The 12,446-nt window shown below is 30.2% G+C and carries 10 protein-coding genes and 1 pseudogene; 5 read left to right on the forward strand and 6 right to left on the reverse strand.

What is annotated here, in order from left to right; translation table 11 throughout:
- The first annotated feature begins 292 nt into the window (after positions 1–292).
- The 4 genes from AC0L5U_RS03435 (at position 293) to AC0L5U_RS03450 (ending at position 6,681) form a co-directional block, all read left to right on the forward strand.
- A complete protein-coding gene (locus AC0L5U_RS03435; RefSeq protein WP_473414668.1) occupies positions 293–1,423 on the forward strand; it encodes a DegT/DnrJ/EryC1/StrS family aminotransferase in 1,131 nt (376 codons plus the stop codon).
- Complete coding sequence (locus AC0L5U_RS03440) at positions 1,420–3,378, forward strand: polysaccharide biosynthesis protein (RefSeq protein WP_473414669.1); 1,959 nt, start codon at positions 1,420–1,422, stop codon at positions 3,376–3,378. The genes AC0L5U_RS03435 and AC0L5U_RS03440 overlap by 4 nt, the downstream gene beginning before the upstream one ends.
- A 317-nt stretch (positions 3,379–3,695) precedes the next feature.
- On the forward strand, positions 3,696–4,271 hold the full coding sequence (locus tag AC0L5U_RS03445; RefSeq protein ID WP_473414670.1) for a polysaccharide biosynthesis/export family protein: 576 nt from the start codon (positions 3,696–3,698) through the stop codon (positions 4,269–4,271).
- Between the two features lie 82 nt (positions 4,272–4,353).
- Positions 4,354–6,681, forward strand: a complete 2,328-nt coding sequence (locus AC0L5U_RS03450; protein ID WP_473414671.1) for a GumC family protein — start codon at positions 4,354–4,356, stop codon at positions 6,679–6,681.
- A 51-nt stretch (positions 6,682–6,732) separates the two neighbouring features.
- On the opposite strand, the gene aroB is transcribed toward AC0L5U_RS03450, so the two are convergent.
- The gene (gene aroB / locus AC0L5U_RS03455; protein WP_473414672.1) at positions 6,733–7,803 is read right to left on the reverse strand and encodes a 3-dehydroquinate synthase; all 1,071 of its coding nucleotides are present in this window, start codon (positions 7,801–7,803) and stop codon (positions 6,733–6,735) included.
- 93 nt (positions 7,804–7,896) lie between these two features.
- Between aroB and AC0L5U_RS03460 the strand changes: the two genes are divergently transcribed.
- Positions 7,897–9,066 carry a proline dehydrogenase family protein gene (locus AC0L5U_RS03460; RefSeq protein ID WP_473414673.1) on the forward strand — a complete coding sequence of 390 codons (1,170 nt, stop codon included), beginning with the start codon at positions 7,897–7,899 and terminating at the stop codon, positions 9,064–9,066.
- Position 9,067: 1 nt separating this feature from the next.
- Here the strand turns inward: AC0L5U_RS03460 and AC0L5U_RS03465 are convergent, their stop codons facing one another.
- The 5 genes and pseudogenes from AC0L5U_RS03465 to AC0L5U_RS03485 form a co-directional block, all read right to left on the reverse strand.
- Positions 9,068–10,132, reverse strand: a complete 1,065-nt coding sequence (locus AC0L5U_RS03465) for a polysaccharide biosynthesis protein (protein ID WP_473414674.1) — start codon at positions 10,130–10,132, stop codon at positions 9,068–9,070.
- 91 nt (positions 10,133–10,223) lie between these two features.
- Complete coding sequence (locus AC0L5U_RS03470; RefSeq protein WP_473414675.1) at positions 10,224–10,592, reverse strand: sugar transferase; 369 nt, start codon at positions 10,590–10,592, stop codon at positions 10,224–10,226.
- Positions 10,593–10,609: 17 nt separating this feature from the next.
- Positions 10,610–10,816, reverse strand: coding sequence for a sugar transferase (locus tag AC0L5U_RS03475; protein ID WP_473414676.1), 207 nt, complete (start codon positions 10,814–10,816; stop codon positions 10,610–10,612).
- Positions 10,813–11,028, reverse strand: coding sequence for a hypothetical protein (locus AC0L5U_RS03480; protein ID WP_473414677.1), 216 nt, complete (start codon positions 11,026–11,028; stop codon positions 10,813–10,815). The genes AC0L5U_RS03475 and AC0L5U_RS03480 overlap by 4 nt, the downstream gene beginning before the upstream one ends.
- Before the next feature lie 197 nt (positions 11,029–11,225).
- Positions 11,226–12,424: pseudogene (locus AC0L5U_RS03485) on the reverse strand (alanine dehydrogenase).
- Between the last annotated feature and the right edge of the window lie 22 nt (positions 12,425–12,446).

The following is a 12,446-nucleotide window of genomic DNA, read 5'->3' on the forward strand; positions in this document are numbered from 1 at the left end:
ACATGTGTTCAATTAAAACAATTACTAAATTTACACCGTAAAACACAAAGTTAAATTGATTAGTAGCAAAATATTGATTTTAACTGTAATGGTGAATTATGTATAGTTATTCTATTCCCTCATTAGTAATAGACTATACAAAGTAACTTTTACAAATAAAGTTTTGAAAGTTTTGAATATTAATTATTGATTTTGACTTCTTTTCTTAATGGGGGAATCATAGCAATACAAATATTAAGCTGGATGAAATTTTTTTAACCAAATTTTGGTTTTTAATATAGTTTAAAAATTTATGCTAACAAAAACAAAAATATATTTATCGTCTCCTCACATGGGAGGAACAGAACGCAGTTTTGTTGAAGAGGCGTTTAATACCAATTGGATTGCACCACTTGGTCCTAACGTTGATGGATTCGAGGATGATATAAACAATTATCTTGGAGGAGATAAATATGTTGCAGCCCTTAGCTCTGGAACGGCTTCAATACATTTGGCATTAGAATTGCTTAATGTTACAAGAGGAGATGAGGTTTTATGCCAAAGCTTTACTTTTTCAGCATCTGCAAATCCAATTATGTATTTAGGAGCAACACCTATATTTATCGATAGTGAAAGAGAAACTTGGAACATGTCTCCAGAACTTCTTGAAATAGCTATTAAAGATAGGATTGAAAAGTATAAAAAGCCAAAAGCAATTATAGCAGTTCACTTATATGGAATGCCTTATAAAGCTAATGAAATTAATAGGATAGCAAAAAAGTATGATATTCCAGTAGTTGAGGATAGTGCCGAAGCATTTGGCAGTCACTACTTTAAGCAACCTTGTAGTACTTTAGGTACTCTAGGAATTTTATCTTTTAATGGAAATAAAATAATTACAACTTCAGGTGGTGGAGCGCTTATTGCAGCTAACGAAGATTATAAAAAGAAAGCCATATTTTTATCTACTCAAGCCAGAGATAATGCACCTCATTACGAGCACTCTTCAATTGGTTACAATTATAGAATGAGTAATGTATTGGCAGGTATAGGAAGGGGGCAAGTTCAAGTTTTAGATGAAAGAGTTGATGCACGACGTAAGAATTTTGAATTTTATAAAGAAAATTTAGGAAAATTAGAACATATAGAATTCCTAGAAGAGCCACATGGCTTTTATAGCAACAGATGGATTACATGTATTTTAACCCCATCTTTTGAAATGCGAGAAAGTATTCGTCTTGAACTATTAAAAGACGATATAGAATCCAGGCCTCTATGGAAACCTATGCATGTTCAACCAGTATTTAAAAATAATTTACATTTTAGTAATGGAACTTCTGAAGATTTGTTTGAAAGAGGGCTGTGTTTACCTAGTGGCTCAAATTTAACATTGAATGAATTAGAAAGAATTTCAAATATAATATCAAAAATCCCAAACTCATGATAAAAAATTACTTTACACACTACTCGCAAAAATATGCCTCAAAATGGCTTGTTTTTGGTATAGATTTATCCCTCATTTTAAGCACTTTTGTTTTAGCTTATTGTGTGAGATTTAATTTTACTTTTAATTTTGATTCAAGTCAACTGGCAATTCAAATTCCTTTAGTTCTTCTTATAGCATCCATTAGCTTCTTAGCTGTTGGTTCTTTTAAAAGTGTCATTCGTCATACAGGATTTACTGATGTTATGAATGTATTTAAGGCAGTTGTATCTATGGCTGTATTGTCTATTTTATTTATTTTAATAAATAGAGTTACAAATTTAATTCCTGAATTTACAATTCCAAAATCAATTATAGTTACACATGCTTTGTTTAGTTTTGTAGCTTTAGCAGGGTCTAGATTGTTATTCAAAATTTTATATAAACAGTTGAAATTCCAGTTGTTATCTACAAAGAATATTGTTATTTATGGCGCTGGAGATTCTGGTTTAATCACTTATAACGCTTTATTGAACAATACTAAAATAAGTTATAATGTTGTTTGTTTTATGGATGACAACAAGAAGAAAGAAGGGAAGTTGATTAATGGAACACCAATTTTTACACTTGATAAGTTAAATCATGAGTTTGTTTCTGCAAATGGTATTGACGAAATTATTATTGCTTCGCAAAGCATAGATTCAAGTAGGTTAATTTCTCTTGTTGATAGCTTAATTAATTATGATATAGCAATTAAAAAAGTACCTCCATTTGAAACATGGATTGATGGAGAATTAAATACAAATCAAATTAAGCAGTTTGAGGTAGAAGACTTACTAGGTCGTGCTCCAATCAGTATTGATAATCCAAACTTGTTAAACGAGTTTAATGGAGAGACTATTGTTATTACTGGTGCTGCTGGTTCTATAGGAAGTGAGTTAGTTAAACAATTGGCAAATTTTGATGCTAAAAAATTGGTTCTTATAGATCAAGCTGAGTCTGCACTTTATGATTTACAACAAGAATTAATAAGAAATAATAAAAGAAATTTTGTAGCTATTGTAGCTGACATTAGAGACGGTTTAAGAATTGATAGTGTTTTTCAAGAACACAGGCCAACAATGGTGTTTCATGCAGCGGCCTACAAACATGTTCCTTTAATGGAAAAATCGCCTTATGAGGCAATTAAAATTAATGTTAATGGAACAAAATTATTAGCTGATACTGCATCACGTTACAATATTAAAAAGTTTGTTTTTGTATCAACTGATAAAGCTGTTAACCCAACAAGTGTAATGGGAGCTACTAAGAGAATGGCTGAAATGTATATTTCTTGCTTGCAGAAAGAGAGTAGAACCAAATTTATTACAACGCGTTTTGGAAATGTTTTAGGCTCTAATGGTTCTGTAATTCCTTTGTTTAAGAAGCAAATAGAAAAGGGCGGTCCATTAACATTAACTGATAGAGAAATTACTAGATATTTTATGACTATTCCTGAAGCTTCACGTCTTGTTTTAGAAGCTGGAACTATGGGTAAAGGAGGAGAGATTTTTATATTCGATATGGGAGAGTCTGTTAAGATTTTTGATCTTGCCAAGAACATGATAAAATTATCAGGACTAAGTTATCCTAAAGATATTGATATTGAAATTACTGGACTTAGACCAGGCGAAAAACTTTATGAAGAGCTTTTAGCTAACGGAGAAAACACGTTATCTACATATCATAAGAAAATAATGATAAGTAAAACTCGTGAGTTAGACCATGATAAGATTAAAGCTGAGATTGAAGAGTTGTGTATTACAAATCGTTTTCAAAACAATAATATTGTAATGAAGATGAAGAGCTTGATTCCTGAGTATAAATCAAATAACTCTGAATATGAGAAGTTTGATTCAAGAGTGAAAATTTATCAAAAAGCTAAAGGAATTAGAGAGAATAATACATCAAATAAAGTAGAATATAAGTCATTATAGTAGAGTCAATATAATGTTAATTGTATGATATTAACATTATATTGATTAAATTTGAAGCTTTGTAGTTACTATAACAGTAATTCTTGGCTTACATTACAGCCCCAAATACATTATTAAATGAATACATTTTTTATTAAGAAAAGATTCGCAGTACTATATCTTATAGTTTTTTCGTTCCTATTTTCTTCATGTGGATCTAGAAAAACGTAGTTTACTTTCAAAATGCTAAAGATTTTGAAACGATAGTAAATACTGATACATTCACACCAAGATTTAAAGTAAATGATATTGTCAGTATTTATGTTTCTACTTTTGACTTGGATGCAGTAAGACCATTTAACTTACTAAAAGGTCAGTCCCAAAATGGTGGTTTGGAGTATATAGACTATTTGGTTGATATAGAAGGTAATATAGATTACCCTGTTTTAGGTAAAGTTAAAATTCTAGGCCTTACAGTTGAAGAATCAAAAAATCTTTTTAAAGAAAAGCTTGCTGACTATTTAAAAGATCCTATTGTCAACATTAGAATCTTAAATTTTCGAGTATCTGTTCATGGAGAAGTACGAAACCCTGGAATATATGAAGTTTCAGGAGAGCGTGTAACCTTACTGCAGGCATTAGCATTAGCAGGTGATTTAAAACCTAAAGCCAAAAGAACTAATGTTATGGTCGTTAGAGATTTTAATGGAAATAAAACGTTCACAAGAATTGATTTGACTAATAAAGAAATCTTTAATTCACCAGTATATTACTTAACTCAAAATGATATCGTATATGTTGAACCTAATAAATCTGGGGTAAGTGAATCATTTTTTGACGGTAGGATTAATGCTGCGATTTCGATAGCTTCTGTTCTTATTACCTCAGCTGTAATTATATTAACAAGGAATTAAGCAAATATTTTATGGCGGCAATACCAAAACTAAAAAAAAGCGAAGCTACTACTAATTCAAGTGAGGATTTTGATATAAAAAAATGATTCGCACCTACACAAAACAATGGAAATGGTTTGTGTTAAGTTGTATTCTAACCCTTACATTAGCTTTTTTTCATTTGAGATACGCAACTCCTGTATATAATGCGTATTCAAAAATTATGTTGATGCAAAATGATGAAATATCAAATCCAGCAGAAACTATTCTCAAAGATTTAGGACAAATATCTGGTACAGGTGAAACGCAAATTGAAGACGAAATTGAAATTTTACAATCAAGAACATTAATGACGGGTGTTGTTGAAAAATTAAATCTTAATATTCAACATTTTGCTAAAGGAAGATTTCATGACACCCAGTTTTTTCCTAATGAAAAATCTCCAATAAAATTAAATTTCATATCGTCTGATTCGTTAATTAATAAAGTTAACTTTCTTTTTAGTATACGTATAACTTCTGACACCACATTTAAATACTTATTTGGTGAAGACGAAGAGGGTATTGATAAATCTTTTGGAGAGAATATATCTACTTCCTTTGGAGATATGGTAATTACACCTAACACAAAAAATCTGTTAAGCCTAATAGATCAAATTATTTATGTTAAAATAATTCCTGTAGACCTTGTTGCTGAAAGTTACAAGAGCTCAATTGTTATAACACCCGCAGATGAATTTTCTAAAGTAATCAACTTATCATTAGATGATGCTTCAGCAAATAGAGCTAAAACTATAATAAATACGTTGGTAGATGAATATATACAAACTTCTTTAGATGAGAAAAATTTAAAATCAACCTATGCGACAGAATTTATTAATAAAAGAATTGATTTTATCAATTCTGAACTGGCTGAGGTAGATAGTCAAATTGAAATATTTAAAAAAGGTAATAAATTAACGGATATAACTTCAGAAGCAGATATATACTTGACAACTAACGCTCAAACAGAACAAGAGCTTGCTGAAAGTAGGACTCAGTCTAACATGATTAATTTTATGAAAAATCAAGTTAGTGATGATTCTTTTGATAGAATACCTTCTAATGTTGGTTTAACAGATGGTGGTATTAACTCATTGGCTTTAAAGTACAATGAATTGTTGGATGAAAGAGATAGGTTACTTAAAAGTTCAAATGAAAAGAACCCGATTATTGTTAATTTAAATCAACAAATTAAAAATGTAAAAGGAAGTTTACGTCAAAGTATAAATAGTTCGGCTAAAACAATTGGTCTTAAAATTAGTAGTCTTGAAAATCAATCTGCAAAAATCAGTTCAAAAATTTATGCTGTTCCTGGTCAGGTTAGACAATCTAGAGATATTCAAAGAGAACAAGGCATTAAAGAATCATTGTATCTATATCTTTTGCAAAAACGTGAGGAAGCAACTATTTCAACAATATCTACACAACCCAATGCAAAAATTATAGATAAAGCTCATTCTAGTTATATTGCTGTAGCACCCAAAATACCCTTAGTTTATTTTGCGTCAATTATAGCAGGTTTATTAATTCCATTTGGTTTCTTTTATGTCAAAGACTTTATGGATAATAAAATTCATAATAAGGAAGATTTAGAAAAGATAATTAAGAACATTACTGTTCTTGGAGAAATTCCACGGATTTCTGGAAGTGATAGAAAACTGGTTGAACGTAACGATAGATCTATATTATCAGAATCCTTTAGGATAGTAAGGACAAATTTGGATTATGTAAGAAGGCGAGAGGTTAATAAACCCAATGGTAATGTGATTTTCACAACTTCAACGATTAACGGAGAAGGGAAGTCTTTTGTTAGTTTAAATATGGCGCTTACTTTTGGGAATACTGGTAAAAAAGTACTCTTAATTGGTGCTGATGTAAGGAACCCTCAAACACATACTATTTTAGATGCACAAAAAGAAGAAATAGCCAAAATAGGTTTGACAGAATATTTGTCAGATAATTCAATTTCTTTGAATCAAGTTATAAAATCTCATGAGGTAAATAATATAAACTTAGATCTATTAATTTCTGGTAAAGTTCCACCAAATCCAGCTGAATTATTGATGAGTGATAGATTGAAAGATTTATTTGATAAAGTATCAAAAGAGTATGACTACGTAATAGTAGATACTGCACCATCAATGTTAGTTACTGATACATTATTATTTAGTCAGTATGCTGGGTATACTATATATGTTACTAGAGCAGATTATACTGAGAAGAAAGTGCTTAATTTTGCTAAGGAGTTATATCATGAGGATAAGTTGAATGGTATGATGCTTGTAGTAAACGATGTTAACCAATCAAATTTTGGTTATGGTGCTAAATATGGTTACTATGGTGCTCCAGAAAAGAAAGGTTTTTTAGAAGAAAAAGAGCTTAAGTTTTAGCTATAAAAGTTAGCTTATGAAATTAGTAAAATATTACATAATCATTCTAATTTACGTTTGCTCATAATATTCAAAAGCTTCTAGAATTAATTTTTCTTCAACTAAGCAATCTATTTTTGTAATTCCAATATCTTCAAGTAAAACAAAATTAATATTACCGTGAGAATTCTTTTTGTCGTATTTCAATAATTCTATTATTGGTTTATAATCACTTTTTTCAAATGTAACTTTACCGTAGTACTTGGTAAATAATTTTTTGATGTGATTTGTTTTCTCTTCCGGAAAGCCTAATAATTTAGTAGATATATAGTTCGCCAAAATCATACCAATTGCAATGGCTTCACCATGTAATAAGTCAGTTTTGTTTGTGCTACTTAAAAAGTAAGATTCAATGGCATGTCCTAGAGTATGACCATAATTGAGTGTTTTTCTTAAACCACTTTCAAAAGGGTCTTCATCAACAACAGCTTTTTTTATTAGTACTGATTCATAAATTAAATCATCTAAATCACTTAATGTTAATTCTGATAAATTTTCAAATTTATTCCAGTAAGATTCCCCAGTAATTAAACCATGCTTCAGCATTTCAGCCAGTCCAGAGCGCATTTGTTCTTTAGGAAGCGTATCTAAATATTGTGTATCTATTAATACGATATCAGGAGTACTAATTACACCAATTTGGTTTTTTAATGTGCCCAAATCTACTCCGGTTTTTCCGCCAACAGAAGCGTCTACCATTGCCAACAATGAGGTTGGGATATTTATGTAAGCAATACCTCGTTTAAAAGTAGAAGCTACAAAACCACCTAAATCTGTTACAACACCACCACCAATGCTAATCAACAAACTTTTTCTATCTCCATCTAATTCAGACATTGTATTCCAAACACCTACACAAGTGTCAATTGTTTTGTAGATTTCTCCTGCTTCAATCTCAATAATTTCAATGACCAGATTACTTTCTAAATTAGCCAAAAGTCGAGGTAAGCAATATTTATGTGTGTTTGCATCTACTAAAATAAAAATTTTAGAAAAATTATTTTCTTTAATATGCCTATTTAGATAAGGGTAACATAATTCGTTAAAATGAATTATTCCGTTATTTGCAGTTATGGAATCCATAAATTGAGATCGGTTAAATTGACTGCGAAATTAAGGAGATTTTAACAAAAATGATAATTCAGCAATAATTATCTTTGTTTAAAACATAATGAAATGGTTAATAGAGATATCTTCAACAATACTGAAATTGCTTTTAGTTTAAAAAGTGATTCAGAATTGGAGCGTGCTTACTTTTTATTTAAAATGATTTCAATTGAACCACTTGTTAAAATTGGAACTGCTGCGACAAATTTTGCATTAAAAGCCAATTTGCCTATTGAAGGTTTGATTCGCTCATCAGTTTTTGATCATTTTTGCGGTGGAGTTAATGAAGAAGATTGTTTGCCTGTAATTGATAAAATGTATGGAAAAGGTGTTAGTTCTGTGTTGGATTATTCTGTTGAAGGAAAGGAAAGTGAAGAAGAGTTTGATAATGCTCTTTCGATTGTTTTAAATATCATTGACTTTGCAAAAGCTCTAGATGCTATTCCTATAGCAGTTTTTAAGCCTTCAGGGTTTGGACGGTTTAAATTATTTGAAAAGAAAAATAAGGGCGAAGAATTTGATGAAATTGAAAAGGTTGAATGGAACAAAGTAGTTGAACGTTTTGATATAGTTTGTAAAAAAGCAAAAGCTCATGACGTTGCGATTTTAATAGATGCAGAAGAGAGTTGGTACCAAAATGCGGCCGATGAAATTGTGAATGATATGATGCAAAAGTACAATACAGATAAGCCAATTGTTTACAATACATTACAGATGTATCGGCATGATAGAATGGATTTTTTAAAGCAGCAGCATGAGCTTGCAAAATCTAAGGGCTATTACTTGGGATTTAAATTGGTAAGAGGTGCATACATGGAAAAAGAAAATGATAGAGCTGAGGAAAAAAAGTATAAATCTCCTATTTGCACAAATAAAGCAGCAACAGATGAAAATTTTAACACAGCACTTAATTACATGATTGATAATTTAGACTGCATGTCCATATTTGCAGGTACCCACAATGAAAAAAGTTCATATCTTTTAATGGATTTAATGGCAAAAAAAGGGATTATTAATAATGATTCAAGAGTTTGGTTTGGGCAATTGTATGGCATGAGTGATCATATTAGTTTCAACTTAGCCCATATGGGATACAATGTTGCAAAATATATGCCTTTTGGTCCAGTAAAAGATGTTATGCCATATTTAATTAGACGAGCTGAAGAGAATACGTCGGTAGCAGGACAAACAGGGAGAGAACTATCACTTTTAAAAAGAGAAAAAAACGAAGAAAATTAGATTAAGAATAGCATATGTTCTTCAAAATTAATTTAACATCTTCATTTTTAATTGAAGTATTGATGTCTTTAAGGGCTTTCAGGTTTAACATTATATCACCTTTATTTTCTACATAATAAATATCTTTGTCAACGCTAGGAATTAGTTTTTCATTTTTAGCGAGCAGAGATTCATTAATTTTTTCTTCAGAGGAAAGTTTAGTTAATTCAACTGGGCTTTTTAATCCATTATTGACTGATGATACAATAACTTTTGCAAGATCCATAATTTTAATAGGTTCCTCCATATTAAAAGAAATTAAATCATAATGTTTATTATTCATAATTGCAACTTTCAAAATTAAATCACATACTTTTCTTTTGTCAATAAAAAAATAGGTTGCCTTTTTATCTTTAATCGTTAAATTTTGTCCATTTTCTAATTGCCTTAAGAAAAGTGGTACTATCGAACCATTAGAACCAAATATATTTCCAAATCTAGTGGTCAAAAATATTGTAGTGCTATTATTATTTAAAGTTTTTAAATAATTTTCTGCTATAAATTTAGTCATACCAATAACGTTAATTGGGGTAATAGCTTTGTCCGTTGAAATGAATATGAATTTTTTCACACTATATTTGACGGATAATTTGGCGAGACATTTTGTGGCATTAATGTTTAACTTTACAGCCTCGTATGGGTTTTGCTCCATCAATGTAACTTGTTTATAGGCCGCTGTATGAAAAATTAATGTCGGATTATAGGTTTCAAAAATCCATTCCATATATTCTTCATCTCTTATGTCCATTAAGATAAATTCTACATTATTTAATTTCTTAGTTTCAATTTCGCGTTTTAGATAAAATAGAGGTGTTTCTGCATTATCAATTAATATTAATGTTTTAAAATTAGAAACTAGTAAATGATTGGTTAATCCACTACCAACTGAGCCTGCTGCACCTGTTATTAAAATAGTTTCATCTGGAAAATTATAAGAATTATATTGAAATTTAGATGCGGAATCTGATCTTAATAAACCAGAGTAATCTAATAATTGCTTTATACGATTTTCTGAAGAGTAGCGCATTTGAGAAGGATTTGGATGAAGTACAGATTTATTGGTTAATTAATCTGAAAAGTAGGAATAAAGAACTGTTATTCCTAGAACTTGTTGATAACTACTTAAAAATCACTCTAATAATTGTTGTTCCAATAAGTTTTAAATCGAAAAAGAAGTTTTGTTTTTTTAAATAAAGCTTGTTATATCTAAGTTTATCTGGAATAATAGTGTTAATAAAATAAGCTTCTGGGTCTTTAGCTTTTTTTAACAATTCAACCTCATTTCTATATTTTAACGAAGCTAAACCGGTAATACCTGGTCTAACTCTAAATATAATTAGATCTTCTTCTTTATAAAAGTTGACATAATATCTAAGCTCAGGTCTAGGTCCCACAAAACTCATATTACCTTTTATTATGTTTAATAGTTGTGGAAACTCATCAATTTTATAACGCCTTAAGAAATATCCAACTTTTGTAACTCTCAAGTCATTGTTTCCAATAGTTAAAAGCCCCTTTTTTGAGATTGGACGCGCATTGTACGGAATTTATATATATTAAATTCTTTATTGTTTTTGCCCACACGTCTTTGAATAAACAATACTGAACCACGAGAATCAATTTTTATAACGATTGCAATAATAATTAAAACAGGAAATAGTAGAATTAATCCAGTTACGGCAAAAGTGAAGTCAAAAATTCGCTTCATCATTCTTCAAAAACTAAATTGATGATTGTAGCAATACTATCACAGTTTTCAACTAAAACTAAAGCTTCTTTATCATTTAAATAGCCTTCTATGGCATAAATAGAACAGGGTTCACGTCTTGTTTTGCTTTTCGAGAAGTTTATATCTCCCTTTTTTAATAATAAATTAATTGCTGTTGTGTCAATTTCATTTTCAGAAATATTTTCTAAAAGCATATTACTATACACTATGTGTTTAGAACTTATATTCTTTAAGACTCTTGCATCTGGCCCATAAGCACAAGAAGTTTTTTTCCACCTAAAAAAAATGCTAGAATAACTAATCCAATAGAAAAACCACCAAAGTAATAACCAATACGTTGTATTAATTTCATTTAAAAAATTTAGAAGAAATCTAGAGTGAAAAACTATTTTTAAAATACAAGTAGATTAATATCACTATATTTTAAATCGAACCATTCGCCAACAGATTTACTAGTTAAAATACCGTGGTAAAAGTACAATCCATTTTTTAAACCTTTATCAAATCTTAAAGAATTTTCTATCCCACCATCTTCAGCAATTTTCATTAAGTATGGTGTGAAAATATTACTAATAGAAATCGAAGCTGTTCTAGAATATCGTGCAGGAATATTGGGTACACAATAATGAATAACACCATGCTTAACAAACGTTGGTTGTTTGTGTGATGTAACTTCACTAGTTTCAAAACACCCTCCCATGTCTATACTTACATCAATAATAACAGCACCTCTTTTCATGTGTTGTACCATACTTTCAGATACTACAATTGGTGCGCGATTAACACCCCTTACCGCACCAATTATTACATCACAGCGTTTTAACGCTTTAATAAGGTTTTTAGGCTGAATTGTAGATGTAAATAAAGGACGTCCTAAGTTGGTTTGTAATCGTCTTAATTTGGTAATTGAATTATCGAACACTTTAATACCAGCTCCCAAACCAATAGCACTTCGTGCTGCATACTCTCCAACAGTTCCAGCTCCTAATATTACTACTTCAATTGGAGGCACTCCACTAATGTTACCAAGCATTAAACCAGAACTATCTTTACTATTTGATAATAGTTCAGAAGCAATTAATACAGAAGCGGTTCCAGCTATTTCACTTAAGGAACGAACTGCAGGGTAAGTACCATCTTCATCTTTAATAAATTCGAATGCTAGTGCAGTAATTCTTTTAGAAGCCAAGGCTTCAAAATATTTTTTTCCTGAGTTTTTAATTGTAATGCTGATATTAATATAGTTTGAGGGTTTAGCAACTTTATTTGCTCTAAACTTGGTGGTTCAACTTTTAAAACCATTGGGCAAGAAAAAACTTTTGCCGTGTCTTTTGATATTTCAGCTCCTGCTTCACTATAATCCTTATCGCTAAATCTTGAGCCTTTGCCAGCTCCAGATTCAATCAAAACACGATGCCCATTATTTACAAGAGCTGAAACAGCATCAGGAGTTAAACAAATGCGGTTCTCTTGATACGATGTTTCCTTTGGAATACCAATAAACAATTGTCTTTTGTGCTTAAATATTTCTAATGTTTCTTCTTGAGGAAGTAATTGTTGCTTAGTAAATGGCGACAAAGGTGTAGACATAATTGTTTATTTATCAAGTTTG

This window comes from Jejuia sp. G7-7, from assembly GCF_055808955.1.